At 34.1% G+C, this 17,427-nt stretch carries 17 protein-coding genes; 9 read left to right on the forward strand and 8 right to left on the reverse strand.

Annotation, left to right across the window (positions count from 1 at the left end):
* Nucleotides 1-221: 221 nt before the first annotated feature.
* From CHHT_RS03590 to CHHT_RS03600, 3 genes are all read right to left on the reverse strand, one after another.
* Nucleotides 222-434: a hypothetical protein gene (locus CHHT_RS03590; protein ID WP_034962816.1), complete on the reverse strand. Its 213-nt coding sequence runs from the start codon at nt 432-434 to the stop codon at nt 222-224.
* Nucleotides 427-1,305: a hypothetical protein gene (locus CHHT_RS03595; protein ID WP_034962818.1), complete on the reverse strand. Its 879-nt coding sequence runs from the start codon at nt 1,303-1,305 to the stop codon at nt 427-429. Before CHHT_RS03595 ends, CHHT_RS03590 begins: the two co-directional genes overlap by 8 nt.
* A 550-nt stretch (nt 1,306-1,855) precedes the next feature.
* Nucleotides 1,856-2,902: a dehypoxanthine futalosine cyclase gene (locus tag CHHT_RS03600; protein ID WP_034962820.1), complete on the reverse strand. Its 1,047-nt coding sequence runs from the start codon at nt 2,900-2,902 to the stop codon at nt 1,856-1,858.
* Nucleotides 2,903-3,012: 110 nt separating this feature from the next.
* On the opposite strand from CHHT_RS03600, the gene CHHT_RS03605 reads away from it, so the two are divergent.
* Together CHHT_RS03605 and CHHT_RS03610 are read left to right on the forward strand one after the other, a co-directional pair.
* Complete coding sequence (locus CHHT_RS03605; protein ID WP_034962822.1) at nt 3,013-3,372, forward strand: copper resistance protein NlpE N-terminal domain-containing protein; 360 nt, start codon at nt 3,013-3,015, stop codon at nt 3,370-3,372.
* On the forward strand, nt 3,372-4,562 hold the full coding sequence (locus tag CHHT_RS03610; RefSeq protein WP_234945123.1) for an MFS transporter: 1,191 nt from the start codon (nt 3,372-3,374) through the stop codon (nt 4,560-4,562). The genes CHHT_RS03605 and CHHT_RS03610 overlap by 1 nt, the downstream gene beginning before the upstream one ends.
* On the opposite strand, the gene CHHT_RS03615 is transcribed toward CHHT_RS03610, so the two are convergent.
* The gene (locus CHHT_RS03615) at nt 4,557-5,336 is read right to left on the reverse strand and encodes a CheR family methyltransferase (RefSeq protein WP_034962826.1); all 780 of its coding nucleotides are present in this window, start codon (nt 5,334-5,336) and stop codon (nt 4,557-4,559) included. The two genes, CHHT_RS03610 and CHHT_RS03615, sit on opposite strands and share 6 nt — an antisense overlap.
* A complete protein-coding gene (locus CHHT_RS03620; RefSeq protein ID WP_034962829.1) occupies nt 5,329-5,895 on the reverse strand; it encodes a CheB methylesterase domain-containing protein in 567 nt (188 codons plus the stop codon). Before CHHT_RS03620 ends, CHHT_RS03615 begins: the two co-directional genes overlap by 8 nt.
* Before the next feature lie 117 nt (nt 5,896-6,012).
* Between CHHT_RS03620 and CHHT_RS03625 the strand changes: the two genes are divergently transcribed.
* From CHHT_RS03625 to CHHT_RS03650, 6 genes are all read left to right on the forward strand, one after another.
* Nucleotides 6,013-7,896, forward strand: coding sequence for a flagellar assembly protein A (locus tag CHHT_RS03625; RefSeq protein WP_034962830.1), 1,884 nt, complete (start codon nt 6,013-6,015; stop codon nt 7,894-7,896).
* Complete coding sequence (gene ruvA, locus CHHT_RS03630) at nt 7,893-8,447, forward strand: Holliday junction branch migration protein RuvA (protein WP_074898804.1); 555 nt, start codon at nt 7,893-7,895, stop codon at nt 8,445-8,447. Before CHHT_RS03625 ends, ruvA begins: the two co-directional genes overlap by 4 nt.
* A gap of 9 nt (nt 8,448-8,456) precedes the next feature.
* Nucleotides 8,457-9,494 (forward strand): D-alanine--D-alanine ligase, encoded by a 1,038-nt coding sequence (locus CHHT_RS03635; protein WP_034962832.1) that lies wholly within the window; start codon nt 8,457-8,459, stop codon nt 9,492-9,494.
* A gap of 66 nt (nt 9,495-9,560) precedes the next feature.
* A complete protein-coding gene (locus CHHT_RS03640; protein ID WP_034962834.1) occupies nt 9,561-9,797 on the forward strand; it encodes a type II toxin-antitoxin system Phd/YefM family antitoxin in 237 nt (78 codons plus the stop codon).
* The gene (gene estV / locus CHHT_RS03645; protein ID WP_034962835.1) at nt 9,787-10,503 is read left to right on the forward strand and encodes an EstV family lipase; all 717 of its coding nucleotides are present in this window, start codon (nt 9,787-9,789) and stop codon (nt 10,501-10,503) included. Before CHHT_RS03640 ends, estV begins: the two co-directional genes overlap by 11 nt.
* Before the next feature lie 2 nt (nt 10,504-10,505).
* Nucleotides 10,506-11,930 carry a Mur ligase family protein gene (locus CHHT_RS03650; RefSeq protein ID WP_034962836.1) on the forward strand — a complete coding sequence of 475 codons (1,425 nt, stop codon included), beginning with the start codon at nt 10,506-10,508 and terminating at the stop codon, nt 11,928-11,930.
* A gap of 130 nt (nt 11,931-12,060) precedes the next feature.
* On the opposite strand, the gene CHHT_RS03655 is transcribed toward CHHT_RS03650, so the two are convergent.
* The gene (locus tag CHHT_RS03655) at nt 12,061-14,358 is read right to left on the reverse strand and encodes an autotransporter outer membrane beta-barrel domain-containing protein (protein ID WP_176318066.1); all 2,298 of its coding nucleotides are present in this window, start codon (nt 14,356-14,358) and stop codon (nt 12,061-12,063) included.
* 240 nt (nt 14,359-14,598) lie between these two features.
* Between CHHT_RS03655 and CHHT_RS03660 the strand changes: the two genes are divergently transcribed.
* Nucleotides 14,599-14,826 carry a hypothetical protein gene (locus CHHT_RS03660; protein WP_034963719.1) on the forward strand — a complete coding sequence of 76 codons (228 nt, stop codon included), beginning with the start codon at nt 14,599-14,601 and terminating at the stop codon, nt 14,824-14,826.
* Here the strand turns inward: CHHT_RS03660 and CHHT_RS03665 are convergent.
* Together CHHT_RS03665 and pta are read right to left on the reverse strand one after the other, a co-directional pair.
* Complete coding sequence (locus CHHT_RS03665) at nt 14,804-16,006, reverse strand: acetate kinase (RefSeq protein WP_034963721.1); 1,203 nt, start codon at nt 16,004-16,006, stop codon at nt 14,804-14,806. The genes CHHT_RS03660 and CHHT_RS03665 overlap by 23 nt on opposite strands.
* A complete protein-coding gene (gene pta, locus CHHT_RS03670) occupies nt 16,003-17,403 on the reverse strand; it encodes a phosphate acetyltransferase (RefSeq protein WP_034963723.1) in 1,401 nt (466 codons plus the stop codon). The genes CHHT_RS03665 and pta overlap by 4 nt, the downstream gene beginning before the upstream one ends.
* Nucleotides 17,404-17,427: the final 24 nt, after the last annotated feature.

The raw sequence follows: 17,427 nt of genomic DNA on the forward strand, positions 1-17,427 counted from the left end.
TAGTTTTTATTTATAAAGAGGATAAGTAGGTGTTTTTAGAAAATCATTACAAATTGTACTGAACATAAAGCTAAACTCCGCCGCTCTAATGGCTATAAGCGGCGAGAGAAAGCTAAATTTTCCACAGCAATACAGTAAGTATAGCGATAGTTAGTAGTAATGATGCGTATATGATGCAGAAATTTATATTGTTTATAAGCCTGCTTTTTATTGACATTTTTTCAAATGCCAACACTAGATAGGATATCGTCTTTTATCTGAGTAGCTTTTATCTCTACTTCATCGCCGTTGTTTAGATCATTTAAATTTATATCTTTTAAGGATACAAACCGCTTACCTTTCAGACTAAAAGAACATATAAATCTATTTCTTTTATCTGTACTTAGCGTAAGATCATTTATCTCTCCGTTAAATGTATATGTAAAGTTATTCATAGGTGCTAAAGCCTGCATATCCTTTGGCTAGTACGCTATCTATGCTATCACTAGCTATGTTTAGCATACCAGTCATACTAGCACCTGCTTCAAGGATGGATTTTTGTTGAGGATTATTTTCTTTGTTTTTAACAACTGTATATATAGAGGTTGTATCGCTAAGTATGTCAAAACTATATATATTTGAAAAAGTCGTGCTGGTGGTGGATAGCTTAAGTATATTTTTTGGATCATTTATATGATTTGATAGATCGTTAGGGGCTATGACTCCGGCGTTGCTTTTAACAAGATTTATCCTATCTCCGACATTTAGGCTTGTATTGTCGTTTGCTAAGGCAACTCCTAGTTTAGACACTGAAAAATTTGGTCTGTTAGTTAGAGTAAATACGGTATCGTTTGGAGCTATGTTTTTGGGAAGATAGAAATTTATAAACTCGAAATTTGCTATATTGCTTACAAATAGTCCTTTTGACGCTATATTTATGGTATTGCCTGTGAAGGTGTCACCAGTGCCACTACCTTTATTTCCGCCGTAAAGTATAATATTTGCTCTAAATTTAGGGTTTCCTAAGATATTTACTGTGTTTTTTTCTACGTTTTTATCATCAGAGAATCCACCTATAACATTATTGACTGTTTCACTACCTGTACTTATAACCGTTACAATATTGTTTGATATAGAAGACCTTGGAGCTATTGTATTTGGGATAAAACCACCACCGGTGCTTATTATGCTTTTAGGAGCAATTCCTAGAGTAGTAGTACCACCAACATGGTCGTATACTATAATTTCTCCTGCTACTATACTTGTGCTAGCAAAATTCGTAGCTACAAGACAAGCTAATATAACATTTTTTCTGTTTCTTTCCATAAGATTTCTCCTAAATTAAATTTCACAATATTTTTTTAGTTTTCAATTTGAGAAGTATTTTTTATTAGAAAGAACTATAAGTTAATAAGAGTTAATTATTAATCTGTAGATTTTAATAATAAATAATCTTAGTGGCGAATTATATTCGAGTTTTTATTAAAAAAATATAAAATAATAAAAATTGCTTATTATCTTATAAATATTGATAATATTATATAATGCGATGTTATGTATTTTAGGGAATCTGATAATGGTCAAATAAATATTTATTTATGATAATTTTTTTAAACTTTTATGCGAAAAATAAATTTTATAGTCCCAAATTTTGGATAATTTTTTAAATTTAAAATTGATTTATATAAATTTAGATTATTTTTTTTATTGTTTTATAATGAAAAAAGATGGTAATAGCTATAAAAAAGAGAATTTATTAAAAATTTACTATAAGCAGTGCAAACAAAGCAGGATTAGATAAATTTGCTTAAGATATCATTTTGATGAATTTTTGATAAATAATAATCTGAAAATTTAGAAGTTTATACTTTGGAGACTAAAACATCTCCAAAATATCATAGTTTGTGTTACGTTTAGCAGGAATTTCGCCTATATCTTTGATGATTTCTATCATCTCATTTTGGCTCATTCTAAAGTTTGCTCCGGCTGCTTTGACGACGTTTTCTTCCATCATAGTGCTACCTAGATCATTTGCTCCAAATTTTAATGCAAGTGCCCCAACATAACTGCCTTGAGTTACCCAGCTACTTTGTATATTTTTAAAATTATCTAAAAATAGTCTTGAAACTGCAAGCAGTCTTAAGTATCTATTTGGCGATTGTTTTTTGATATTTGGATACTCTTCTTTTAATTTAGTGTTTTGTGACTGAAAACTCCAAAGTATAAAAGCTCTAAAGCAGCCCGTTTCGTCTTGAAGACGTCTGATCTTATCCCAGTGCTCTACTATCTCAGTGTCAGTTTCAACTGTGCCAAACATCATCGTAGCCGTAGTTTTCATACCTATAGAGTGAGCTTCTTTGTGGATATCAAGCCATTTTTGGCTACTGCATTTTTTAGGCGCGACTATATCTCTTACTCTATCGCTTAGCACCTCAGCACCAGCTCCTGGGATACTATAAAGCCCTTTAGCTTTTAGACGTTTTAACACCTCAAGCGTGGATATCTTAGAAATTTTTGCTATATAGTCTATCTCTACGGCAGAAAATCCATGGATGTCTATCATAGGATACTTTTTTGCTATATGTTCTACAAGGTCTTCGTACCATTCTATCTTAAGTTTTGGATGAACTCCGCCTTGAAATAGAATTTGCGTACCGCCTATAGCGATGAGCTCATCTATTTTCTCATCTATTTGCTCAAAGCTTAGCAAATAAGCATCATCCGCATTTACATGACGATAAAATGCGCAAAATTTGCAGTCTATAAAACACGCATTTGTGTAGTTTATATTTCTATCTACTATAAAAGTCGTGATCTTTTGTGGGTGAAGCTCTTGTTTTTTGGCAAAGGCAAGTCTTCCAAGCTCGTTTAAGTCCGCATTATGAAGCAAATTTAAAGCATCATCTACGCTAAGTCTATTCAAAAATAATCCTTCTGTTTTTTGGCGAAATTTTATCACTAATTTACAAAATAACGGCTTAATTGCCTTAAATTTGGATATAATTACTCTTTAAATTTTTTAAGGAGAGTAGTATGAAAAAGAGATTATTATGCCTTTTTATGGTTGCGTTTTTTGTGGGTTGTTCATCGCAAAGTGGAGTAAAGACGTTTAAAACATCTTTGCCTTGCGGTGATTGTGACGAAATAGTTTCTGTTTTAGTTTTAGACGATAACGGAAGCTTTAGCTTAAGCGATACTTACGTAAAAGATACAAATCAAACTTTTACTAAAAATGGCGTTTATAGCGTGGAAGGAGATATTATCGTGATTGTAGATAATAATGACACTTTACGTTTCAAAAAAGACGGTGCAAATTTAAATAGACTAGATCTAGAAGGAAACGTCGTAGAAGGTCCATTTAAGGATAATTATATTTATAAATTTAGCAAATGATAAAATATCTAGCACTTCTAAGATACAATAGAAATCTTAGAATTTTGACTTCTATACAGATGATATGCTATTTTGGTATGTGGTTTTCACATACTGGAATTTTTACTCTTCTTATAGATCTAAAAGCTCCTGTTTGGGCTCTTACTTTGGCAGCTGCTATGGCTTTTATACCAAATGTATTTTTAGCTCCGATAAACGGGATCATTATAGATAAATTTAACCCAAAACCTATGATGATATTTTTGATGTTTATAGAAACTGTGAGCGTTTTAATGCTTGTTTTTATAGATGATCTTAGTCTTTTATGGCTTTTATTTGTTTTGATATTTGTACGAATGGGAGTAGGGGTTACGTATTTTCAAACCGAAATGAGCTTGCTTCCAAATTTGCTGAGCAAGAAAAATCTCAAACTAGCAAACGAAATTCACTCTATCATCTGGGCGGCTTCATATACTGCTGGAATGGGCATAGCCGGAGTTTTTATACACTGTTTTGGTGTCAAAGAGGCGTTTTTGTTTGATTTTGCACTTTATATATTTGGTATTTTTCTTCTAACTAAGCTAAATATTCCAAATATCGTAAAAACCAAAACTCAAAAGGCTTTTTTGATGATGAAAGAGGGTTTAAAATACATAAAAAACAACCCACTTATAGTGCATCTTATCTTACTTCACTCTTTTGTAGGGATCACCGCTTATGACAATTTGATCGCTCTTATGGCGAGTTATCAGTATAAGGAGATCTTAAGTGCGTCGCTTATCATAGGGTTTATGAATATGACTAGAGCCTTGTCTCTTGTAGTAGGTCCTATAATGCTTAGTAAATTTATAAATACAAAAACTCTGTTTTGGCTGTTTATCGGCGAGTTTTTAGGTATAGGACTTTGGGCTATTTTACAGTTTAATTACTATCTTGGACTTATCGGGCTTATAGCAGCTGGATTTTGTACTTCTAGTCTTTGGTCATTTACATTTACTATGCTTCAAAACAGCTGTGACAAGAAATTTTATGGTAGAGTTATAGCGTATAAAGATATGGTATATTTTATTATCTCGGCTTTTGTTTCGCTCGCTATCGGTGCTGTGTATGAGCTAGGTATAAGCCTTATGGCTATAACTTTTAGTATGGGATCTGCGTTTTTGATAGGCGCGTTTTATTATAAATTCGTATATGAGAAGTATAAACTATAACTTCTCATAGTAGCTAGCACTGATATCTATAACTTTTTTATAAGTATCAGTGTAGGGTACTAGATCGGCATTTCCTACGTATAGTCTTCCGTTTGGTTTTAAGATCTTAGCAAATCTCTCTATGGCATTTAGCCTATGGGCTTCATCAAAATATATAAGCATATTTCTTGAGCTGATGATATCAAATATCCCGAGTTTGAAAAATCCCGGATCAAATAAATTTGCTTGTTTAAACTCAATTTTACCTAAAAGCTCTTTTTTGATCTTAAATTTATCTTCTATTTTAGTAAAATATACGCCGAGTTCTTTTTGATGTAAATTTTTTACGGCTCTTTCGCCGTAAATTCCTTTTTCGGCTTGGTCTATGACCTCTGAGTTTATATCAAGTCCTGTTATCTTTACTTTGTTTGCTATGCCTACTATTTTTGCAAGTATAGCTAATGAATAAACTTCATCGCCGCTACTACATGGTATGCAGAGTATATTTACATATCCTTCTAGAGAATTTGCGTATTCTATTATGGCATTTAGTTGCCTTAGTTCTCTATAAAAATACGTTTCATTTACGGTTATAAGATTTATAAATTTTTGCCTTAGAGAGCTATCGTATGAAATTTTTTGTATCAATTCATCGGCGTCATCTATGGAATTTAAAGCTGCAAAATTCGTGATCCTATGTTTTAAAATTCCTTTTTTATTTGCAAGGTCGTTTCCGCTAAATCTCTTTGCCGCATCTAGTATCTTATCTAGATTTTCTAAAGATAAATCATTCATGTATAAATTTCTCTAATTCTATTTTTATGTTTTGTAAATTTGCAGTTTCTAGCTTTGGGTTTAACTCTTTGGCACGTTTTGGCATACCGTAGACTACGGCTGTTTCGTCATTTTCGGCTATACACTTTGCTCCTGATTTATATAGTTTGTCAAGTCCGATCGCTCCATCATCTCCAAGTCCTGTTAAAAGTATAGCAAGAACATCGCTAAACTTACAAGCGCTCACCGCCGAAGAAAATAGCATATTTACATTTGGATTAAATATAGTTGGAATTCCGCTGATGTCAGGAGCTATTATGAGCTGTTTTGTATCTAGTATGATACTGTTTTTTTCGCATATATAAATTTTATTTTTAAGTATCTCTTTGTCTTTGACCATAGTTACTTCAGACTTTATATTTTTATTAAATTGCGCAACAAAGCTGGGCATAAATGTTTTGTTCATATGCTGAGCTATGACTATAGAAACGTTTTGTGGCAATATAATATCGCTAAAAAGCTCTCTAAGATGCCCTGGACCTCCAGTAGAGGCTCCTACTAGTACAAGTTTTTGTTTCAAATTTGAAACTCCGTTTTAGTTTATAAAGTCAAATTATATCACTTTTTCATTTTATATCAAATTTAGAAGCATTTGTGTATAATTTTAGCTCATTCTTTGAGGTTATTAAGGATATAAATGGCAGAAGTAAAAGGTGTTATGTCACCTATAGTCATAAATACAAAAAATGTTTATGAAGATTTAGAAGCTATAGCGTATAAAACAAACGTAGATATAAACAGTATCGACTTTAATATTTTAGCTATATATACAAAATACAAAACCGACGCTGATAGTGAATTTAAAGATGTTGATGAAGAATCTTTAAATATATTTAACGACGATGAATTCATCTCAAACAAAAGTCTTGTTATATCTCAAAGCTATAATGTAGAGTATTTTGATAAAAGCACTAGAAGTGCTTCTTTGATGCCTAAAATTTCTTTGGGCGCAAATAAAAGTATGACAAAGATAGTTGCAACTATAAAAGAGAGCTTAGATGTAAAATACACACCTACGTTTGAATCAGAGCTCATAAACACAATATACAAAAAGCTCATAAAAGTCGGAGTTTTGATAGGTATAAGAAATTCTCTAATGCTAAGAGAGATAAAAAGACTAACTTCTGTTTTACGCATAAAAGGCATAATAGACAAAAGCGTCACATTTGTGGTGACTTCAGGACTCGATGCTTTGCCAAGCGTAGATGACGCTATCATTTACTATTACATCAACAAAACAAAAGAGGGTGGCAAAAAAGATAAGGTTGATTATGCAAACCGTGGATTTATCCAAAGCGTTAGTCCTGGTGAGCTTATCATCGAGTATATAAAACCTAAATTTGGATCTCCTGGAAGAAACGTAAAAGGCGAACTCATACCAGTAAATGATCCTAAAGTAACAAATCAAGTTCAGATAAACTATACCGATAATATCGAAATGCGTGAAGATGAAAATAGCATAAAATATTTTGCTAAAAAAAACGGATATGTAAGCAAAGATAAAGATACTTACGATATCGCAGATGAGTTAGATGTCAATGAAGTAAGTTTTAAAACTACTGGTTCGATAGATGCAGGACTAAATACAGACGTAAAAATCAACATAAAAGAAAGTGATGTTTTAAAAGACGCAGTAGGTACTGGTATGAGTATAGAAACTGCTAAGATCAATGTAGAAGGAAACGTAGCAAAAAACGCACGTATAGTTGCTAAAGAAGTAAATATAGGCGGACAGACTCACGCCAAATCCACTATCGAAGCAGACAGCGCTTTCATCTCTGTGCATTTAGGAAAACTTACCTGTGATGAAGCTACTATAGATAGACTAGAGGGCGGTTACGTAAAAGCTAAAAAAGTTACGATAAACTCGGCTATAGGTGGAGAGATAATAGCGTCTGAAGTCTATATAGGCAAGTTGTTTTCTAACGTAAATATAACGGCTTCAGTTATAGTGCAAGTAGATGAGCTAAAAGGTAGCAATAATAAATTTATAATAGACGCCGCCAAGATTTTGGATTATGAAGATAAATTTAACGAATACATGCAAAAGATCTCAAATCTTCAAAGCGAGATAGCCGCTATGCCAAGAGAACTAAAGAAAAAACGAAGCGTTATAGAATCAAACAAAGAGTCCGTAAATCTGATAAAACAGAGGATAGAAGAGCTAAGAAACGATTCTAAAACTCCGCCGATATCATTTATCAACAAACTAAAAGATTTTCAAGCTTTAGTTCAAGAGTACAACACAGAACTAAAAGAATTTCAAGGCAAAAAGGCGGCTTTAGATGATTTGCACGATGAGTTAAGACAAATGCAAAGTATGGTTTTTGATGCTAAGATCATAAATAAAGATAGATGGAAAGAGCTAAACGAGATCAAATTTAAACTGATCGAACCTAAAAAAGAGATCATATATAGCACAAAAGAAAACGAACTAGCAAAGCTCATTATGCTTAAGCATCTAGTCGTAGCAGATGAAGACGTGTACGAGATAAAAAAATCAAACGAGATAGACCTATGATAAAAGCAATAGAAGGAATAATCACAAAAAAAGAGCCAACTAGTATTTGGCTAAAGGTGCCTTGTGGCGTAACGTATGGCATTTTTATATCGCTTTTTACAAGCTCAAATTTAAATAAAGGCGACAATGCAGAGCTTTTTATTACTCAGATCATCAGAGAAGACGCAAATTTACTTTATGGCTTTATCAAAGAGAGTGAGCAGCGCATTTTTGAAATGCTTTTAAAGGTAAATGGTATAGGTGCTGCGACTGCTATGGCGGTATGTTCTTCTCTAAGCCCAGATGATTTTAGTAGAGCGATAATAAATGGAGATTCTGACACTTTAAGAAGAGTTCCTGGTATCGGGCCAAAGACTGCTAGAACGGTCATCGCTCAGCTAAGCGATGCTAAATTTAGCGAGATAAGCTCTATGGAGAGTTATCAAAATGAAGCGTTTATGGCTCTTGAGAGTTTAGGTTTTAAAAGAGATAAAATTTCAAAAGTGCTTAGCGAATGCATGAGCGGCGACACGACTTCACTTATAAAAGAAGCACTTAAAAAACTTGCTTAAGGAAATTTGATGAAATTCGGTATAGTATTTGGTGGAAATAGTTTTGAGCACGAGATAAGTATAGTTTCTGCAGTGTCAGTTAAAAATGTTTTAAAAGCTGATCTTAGCTTTATCTTTGTAGATAAATTTAGAGATTTTTATCTGATAGATAAAAAAGATATGAGAGCAAATTTCTTTAGTAGTGGCAAGTATAAAAACTCTAAAAAGTTATATTTACAACAAGGTGGTTTTGCTACCCACTCACTCTTTGGAATGAGTCAGCTAAACTTGGATTGTTATATAAATTTAATCCACGGAAGTGACGGGGAAGATGGCAAGATCGCTGGTATGTTCGAGTTTTACGGTCTTAAGTTTATAGGTCCAAGACTTGAAGCGAGCGTGCTTAGTTTTAACAAAGAGCTTACTAAACTTTTAGCTTTAAAATGTGGCGTAAAAACACTGCCTTACGAGATGATAAAAAGAGGCGATAAAATCAAAATGCAATTACCATTTATCCTAAAACCTGCTCGTCTTGGAAGCAGCATAGGAGTAAGTATAGTGCATAAGCTTAGTGAGCTTGACTATGCTTTGGACGTGGCTTTTGAGTTTGATAGCGATATCTTAGTAGAGCCTTTTATGAGCGGCATTAGAGAGTTTAATCTAGCTGGATTTAGGGTTGGCAATGAGTTTGAGTTTTCGCTCATAGAAGAGCCGACAAAAAAAGAATTTCTTGATTTTGAGCAAAAATATATGAGTTTTTCAAGTCGCACTTCAGTAGAAGCGAGTATCAGCCAGGAGTTAAAAGAGGCCATAAAAAAAGCTTTTATGGATATTTATGATGGCGGAAACTTTGATGGCGCTCTGATAAGGTGTGATTTTTTTGTTCTTGATAATGAAATTTATCTAAATGAGATAAATCCAAACCCAGGAAGTATGGCAAACTATCTATTTACAGACTTTAGTGCTTCAGTACAAAAACTCGCTAACTCTATAAAATTACCTAAAAATATACAGATTGATTATAAATTTATACACTCCATAACAAGTAATAAAGGCAAACTGAACTGATACTTTAAAATGTTTTAAGCCAAATTTATGTAGAATTTTGTGTAAAATTCTACATAAGGACGCAATATGGCTACATTTAGTAAAAACGAAGTATATACTGCCACAGAGGTCGTTAGAAATTTTAGTTCTATCCTTACAAAAGTTTCAAAAGCCGAGATGAAAAGAGCATTTATAGTTAAAAACAATCGCTTTGAAGCCGTACTTTTAAATATGGATGAGTATGAAAGACTAAATGAAGCCGTAGTTTTGCTAGAAGCTATTTATACAACAAAAAAAGTAAAAAAGGAAGAAGATGGCAAGTAAAGAAGTAACTATCAAAAGTCATAGATACACTATCAGCTATGAGATATTTAATCCTACTTTGGAGCCTTGCATACTCATACTTCACGGTTGGGGTGCAAATAAAGAGATAATGAAAAAGGCTTTTTTACCATATTTTACAAATTTAAAACAAATTTATATCGATCTTCCCGGGTTTGGAAATAGCCCTCTAACTCATCCTTTATATACGAAAGATTATGCTAATATCGTTCGCGAGTTTTTAGACAAGCTTGATCTTAAGCCTGAGTTTATTTTAGGTCATAGTTTTGGTGGCAAAGTAGCGACTTTGCTAAATCCACCAAATTTAATACTTCTTAGCAGTGCTGGAATCATTCAAAAGAAGCCATTTTTAGTAAGACTTAAGATCAAAATATTTAAATTTTTAAAGCTTATCGGTTTTGGTAAATTTTATAAATTTTTTGCGTCAAAAGACGTAGCTGGAATGAGTAAAGAGATGTATGAGACGCTAAAAAATGTTGTTGATGAGAATTTCTATAATATTTTTAAAAATTACAAAGGCAAAGCTTATCTGTTTTGGGGTAAAGAAGACAGAGCAACGCCTTTAAAAAGTGGCGAAGAAATAGCAAGGATCATCAAAAATAGTGAATTCTATCCGCTAAGCGGAGATCATTTTTTCTTTTTACTTCACGCAGAGTTTATCACAAAAACCATTCAAAACAGAGATTAAAAATGCTAGAAAATATATACTTACTTGCCGCCACTCTTCTTTTTACGCTAGGGCTTGGCTACTACCTTATAACTGCTTTGCAGTGGTTTAGCTATAAGTGGGAGCGTATCTTGCTACACTACACAAAGCCGCTTTGGCACGTCTATTTTGCTATTATACCGTTTGGAGTTTTTGCAATTTTTAGCACTTTTTGGTCAAGCTTAACTCCTATTTTTGCCGGTTTATATCTTGTTGCTCTATTTTTTTGGCAAAGAAAACTTGATAAAAAACTTGTATTTACAAGTAGGATAAAACGATTTTTTTGCTTTTTGCTTTTTGCTTTTTTGATTTTTAGTTATTTTTTGCTAAATCAAATTTTGGTTTTAGTTTTCTCACTTGCTATCTCATTTTTACTTATGGAGCTTTACGAAAAACTCTTATATATCAAATTTAAAAATAGTGCCAAAAACAAGCTTGCTTCTATGCCAGATCTAAAGATAGTTTTGATAACGGCAAGTTTTGGTAAAACTAGTATGAAAAACTTTTGTGCGTCTTTGCTTGAAAAAGATTTCAATGTCTTAAAAACCCCTCGCAGTGTAAATACGCTAGCAGGTATCATAAAAGATATAAATGAAAATCTTACGCCCAAAACTCAAATTTACATAGCTGAAGCAGGAGCTAGGCTTAAAGGAGATATAAAAGATATAGCTCAGTTTTTAAACCCACACTTTGTCATCATTGGCGAGATAGGAGCTATGCATATCGAGTATTTTAAAAGCTTAGAAAATATCCGTAGTACGAAGCTTGAAGCACTTGTCAGTAAAAACTTAGAATATGCGTTTTTGCATAGTACGACTTTGAAAAAAGAGGACGAGAAAACTTGCATTTATGACCATAAAGTCAGTGATATAAGTGCAAATCTAGATGGTATCAAATTTAGGCTAAATGATACCTGGTTTAGCTCAAAACTTTTAGGTGCATTTAATGCGCAAAATATCGCCGCTTCTGTTTTACTAGCGTTAAAACTTGGCGTAAAACAAGACACTTTAAAGATGAGCGTTTTAAATTTAAAAAATGTAGAGCATAGGCTAGAAAGACTTGATGCTGGTGGAAAGATCATCATCGATGATAGTTTTAACGGAAATTTAAAAGGTATGAAACAAAGCTATGAGCTAGTAAAAAGTTATAGTGGTAGAAAGATTTTGCTTACTCCTGGCATCGTAGAAGCAGACGATGAGCTAAATGAAGAGCTATCTAAAAGCATAAATGAAATTTTTGACGTAGTCGTGATAACAAGCGGTATAAACCAAAAGGCTCTTACTAAATTTTTGAGTAATCCTGAAGTAATAATCCTAAAAGATAAGTCAAAAATGCAAGAGTTTTTGAGCCAAAATACGACTAGCGGCGATCTTATACTTTTTAGTAATGACGCTCCAAGCTTTGTATAATCAAGATAAAATTTAAAGTTTTTATAGATTAGTATAGACCACAAGAGGATTGCAACTCTTGTGATCAAAAGGAGAGAAATGTCTGCCATCAAAAAGATGGCAGTTTGATTAGTATCCTAAAACTAGCATATTAGAATTTATATTTTACGCCTAAGCTTCCATTGACGTATTTATCGTCTCCGTTTGTTTTAAAACCAACACTTATGGTAGTAGATAAGTCTCTTGTCACTGCATACTCACCACCTGCTATCACTTTAGCATACGTATCTTTGCTCTCATCTGCTTTTGTGGTAAATGAAGTGCTAGCGCCTCTAAATTTAGACACTAAGTCATCTCTGCTTACGCTGAGTTCTTGCTCAACGCTAGGAGCTACAAACATAAAGCTTCCGTCACTTAGGTATTGTCTAAACTCTACGCCTAAGTTTGCACTAAGAGTTGAGCCATCTATTTTGCCAACTTCATAACCTTGTATTGTAGCATTGCTTAGAGTAAAGCTATCGTTTTTGTTGTATGCGTAATTTAGCCCGATAAATGGTTTGATAAAGAAGTTATTTTGAGCTTTAACCACATAGCCGTAAGTCGCAGCGATATTTATAAATTTAGAATCATAATCGCCATTTAGGTATTCATTTACTAGCTTATAGTTGTTTATATCGTTTTTACCTATACCAAAGCTTAGTGTAGTATCAAGCTCACTATCGCCAAGGTAAGCACGACTGTAAATTCCAAGCTCAAAGTTATCTGCTTCACTCTCTAAGTAGCTTGTATCTAGATCTGATTTTGCATAAGTGAAGTATGAACCAAGCAAGAAGTTATCAAAGCTTCTATCATATCCTACGCTAAATCCATAAAGTTTTGGATCGCCATTATCGGTGTATCCTTTAGCTCCTATGACGTTTGCCCACAGCGAGTTATCATAGTCAAATCTTTTTGTGTATTCTTTTATGATGCTTGATAGTGCAGAGTTGTCGCCACTTGCTAGCTCTAAGCCTTCCATATTTTTTATAGCACTAGCTAAAGCAAGATCTTTGCTATATGGAGAGCTAAGCTTAGCAAGTCTAGTCATAGTATTTGTTTGGTTTGCCATAGATAAAGCAGTAGCTGGAGCGTTAAGACCGCCACCTATAACATTGCTTAGAGATTTGCTTGCTTCATTGATAGGTTTTTCTATCTGCTCTGCGATGTCTTGAGCTATAGTCGCATCGGTAACTTTGTCCAATTCATCTGTAGTTACTAAATTTAGATTATTAGCTACAAAGCTTCCCAAACCAGCTTCATTTAGTGATTTTACTACATTTGAGTTGCTTGCTTTTACTACATCTGAAAATGAACTAGTTACGGTTATTTTATTTAACTGCTCTTTCATACTGTTTAAAGCTGCTAAAAGCTCGTTATAAGCTTTTTTTTGATCATCTGTTATAGCATCATCAGCTAGTAAATTTTTTAGCTTTACTGCATCGTAATTAGCATGGTTTATAGTGATACCTTGAGTTTTAATAGCATCTATTGTGGCGTTTGTTATCTCAGCACCTTTTGCATTTTTTAAATCAGTTCCGATAATTTTGTCTAAGTCAGCTCCATCAATTCCGCCTAATTCTGCAAGCTTTGCGTTAGCTATATCTGCTTGCCTTTGCAAAGCTTCATCATTTTTTAAATTTTGAGTTTCAGAGATAAATTTGTGGTCTGGATTAAAAGCTATTGCTTTTGCATCTCTAATAGTTTCGTTTAATTTATCTGCTTTTTTTACGAAATCATTCAAAGCTTGCATTATTTTTGGTTGAAGAGTTTTTAATGCTTCTATATTTTTATTTGCTTCTGCTGCTTTGTCACCTTTACCAGCTACGCCGGTGTATATGGTATTGATTAGATCAGATACAGTTATTGTAGCGTCGCCTGTTACGGCTTTATCTAGTAAATCAGTATCATCTTTTTTTAGCTTGGTATTTAGCGTTGCGTAAATTTTAGTGGCATTTTCGGCTACATTTTTTATATCAAGTTTATCTTGATCTTTTTTTGCTATATTAGAAAATAATGTTTTAATATCCTTAGCGACTTTTATAGCTAAATCTTTTGCAGCATCTTGTTTGTCTGTGTTTATTTTAATGTCGTTTGTGCCGTCATTTATTAATGTGCCTTCTTTTGAATTCGGATCGATTGTTATAGTTTGCAAATTATCAGATTCTAAACCGTTTGCGAGATTCGTGAATTCAACGGCTAAATTTTGTAGCTCTTTAGCAGAACTTCTAAAGTTTGCTATAACTGTTGCAAATTCTGTTTTATGCCAGTTGGCTGAATAAGCTAGCCCAAAAGCTTTAAAGTATGCCTTTTGAGCCTCATCTTTAGGAATTTCTACGGCTAAAAGGCTCGACCCCCCCCCTATTGTCATAAGCGCTGAAGCTAGCACCAAAGAAAGTTTAAATCCTTTCATGATTTCTCCTTAAAAATTAATTTAATGGGGTGAGAGTATAGCACATAAATGGCGTAAAAAGCAATTTTTGTTTAAAATTTATTTTTGATAACGAATATTGCATACTTTGAACGTTTCGTAATGTAATGTTTGGATATGGGGGGGGGTAGGAAGAAAGTGATTTTCTTTAAATTTAATAACTTTTTTATATTTTCTTAAGAAAAAACGGTAAATTTAGAAAGGGCTGGGATTTTAGTGAATATGGAAAACTTAAATTTGAAAACCAAAACCACTAAAGTGGTGGTTTCTGTGAAAACAAGCGAAGCGCTCGGCTTGTCCGATGTTTCTGTGAAAACAAGCGAAGCGGTGCAAGTGCAAAGCACGAAGCAGGTTTCTGTGAAAACAAGCGAAGCGCTCGGCTTGTCCGATGTTTCTGTGAAAACAAGCGAATGCGACCATAAAAGGGTCACATTCCCAAATTTTCGATGACGCGAACAGTATCTTCGGCGATAGCTAGCTCTTCATCAGTAGGCACTATGATGATACGTACTTTAGTCTCAGGTAGCCCGACGCGGCGTGGTTCGCCTAGCGGGACACTATTTTTGTTTTTATCCATTCTGATACCGAAAATCTCTAAACCGCTACAAACGGCTTCTCTGATCCTAGCATCGTTTTCGCCGATACCTGCTGTAAATATGATAGCGTTTATCTCGCCAAGAATTGCTATATATGCGCCTATGTATTTTTTGATACGCAATACAAACATATCAAAAGCGAGTTTGGCGTTTTCATCGCCTGCGTCCATTTTAGCTTCTATCTCACGCATATCGTTTGAGCCGCTTATGGCTAAAAGTCCGCTTTTTTTGTTCATTATGGTATCTATCTCTTCGCCGCTTAAATTTGCATTTTTCATCAGAAACGGAACTATAGCAGGGTCGATGTTACCACATCTTGTCCCCATCATAAGTCCCTCAAGAGGAGTAAGACCCATACTTGTATCTATACATTTTCCGTCTTTTATGGCTGCTACGCTTGCACCGCTTCCAAGGTGCAGCGTAATACAGCTAAACTTATCAAAATCAATTCCTAGTATCTTTGCACCTTGCCTTGCTACAAAGTTGTGGCTCGTTCCGTGTGCGCCATAACGTCTTATTTTGTATTTTTCATAAAACTCTAAAGGAAGCGGATACATATATGAGCTTTTTGGCATAGTTTGATGAAATACAGTATCAAAAACTGCTACGTTTGGAATGTCTGGTCTGACTTTTAAAGTCTCTTTCATACCGGCAAGATGAGCAGGGTTGTGAAGTGGGGCTAGGGGGATTAACTCTTCAATTGTTTTCATAACTTTTTCGTCTATCAAAACAGCATCATCAAAGAGATCTGCACCTTGAACTACTCTGTGTCCTACGCCGTCTATCTCATCTAAGCTTTTTAGTGTGTGACTGACAAATAAAAGCTCGTTCATTATGTCTATCCCAGCGCCGTGGTTTTCAATCTCTCCAGATCTTTCAAAGATCTGGCCTGTTTTTAGGACGGTTAGTTTTGCGTGTGAGTTTTTAGAGCCTATCTGTTCTATCAAGCCTTTACAAATAGCTATTTTGTTTTGCATATCATAGAGTTTAAATTTGATAGAACTACTGCCGGAATTTATAACTAAGATTTTCATCTGTTTTCCCCTTGAGATTGGATTGCGCTGATTAGGACGGTATTTACTATATCTTCTACCAAACAGCCGCGGCTTAGGTCATTTACTGGTTTGTTTAGTCCTTGAAGTATAGGTCCGATAGCAACGGCGTTTGCGCTTCTTTGGACGGCTTTATACGTGATATTTCCACAGTTTAAATTTGGAAATATAAATGTATTTGCGACTCCTGCGACTTTTGAGTTTGGAAGTTTCTTTTTAGCCACGCCTAAATCTACTGCGGCGTCAAACTGGATAGGACCTTCGATATCTAAATTTGGTGCTAGAACTCTGGCTTTTTGTGTAGCAGTTTCAACAAATTTTACGTCTTCCCCGCTTCCGCTACTGCCTGTTGAGTAGCTGAGCATAGCGACTTTAGGTTCTAAGCCAAAATCACGTGCCGTTTTGGCTGTACTTATGGCTATGCTAGCAAGCTGATCTGTAGTGGGATTTGGAGTGATGGCGCAATCTGCAAAAAGCTGAATTTTGGTATCTAAACACATTATAAAACTACCACTAACTGTGCTAATGCCCGGTTTCATTTTTATAAATTGAAGTGCTGGCCTTATAGTCTCTGCTGTAGTCGTACTAGCGCCGCTTACCATAGCGTCACATATACCCTTATATACTAGCATAGTTCCAAAATACGTTCTATCTTTCATCAGCTCACTAGCTTTTTCTTTAGTCATTCCTTTTTCGCGTCTAAGTTCGTATAAAGTAGTGGCGAATTCATCACTAAGATCACTATTTTGCGGATCATAGACCTTTATATCTTCTAAATTTAGTCCGTATTCACGAGCTTTTTTATTTATTTGGTATTTATCGCCTAAAAGTACGATATTGACTGCTTTGTTTTCAAGCAAGATAGCAGATGCTTTGAGTATGCGCTCATCGTCACTTTCTGGTAGGACTACTGTTTTTAAATTTGACCTAGCTTTTTTATAAAGTAGATTTTCAAATCTAAGAGGCGTTAAAGCGTTGCTACTAGTACTAAATATCTCTTCTATGTCATTTAAAACAGTGAAATTTAGCGTCCCTTTTTTAAATTCGGTATCTTTTGAAAGCAGGAATGGCGCATTTAAATTTTTAGCTAAGCTATCGTCTAGGGTTTCTATAAATCCACCTACTACTATAATGAAATCAGCGTCTATTTTGTCAAATTCTGTTATAACGTTTTTTATCAGTTCATTTTGTTTTGAACCTAGCAGATATAATTTTGCTTGATTTTCTTCAAAAATAGTGTTACTATTTTTCACATTATTTTCTCCGATAGGTAGAAATGTGACAATTTTTTTGTACGTACTGTTTAATTTTTCCAACAATTTTTGTTTAAATTCTTCCTTTTGAAAGTCTGAATTTAAAACATAAATAGCCCTTAGCATACTCTTCTCCTAGTTTTGGAACTT

Origin of the sequence: Campylobacter hyointestinalis subsp. hyointestinalis (assembly GCF_013372145.1) — a bacterium.
In the GTDB taxonomy this organism is placed as follows: domain Bacteria; phylum Campylobacterota; class Campylobacteria; order Campylobacterales; family Campylobacteraceae; genus Campylobacter; species Campylobacter hyointestinalis.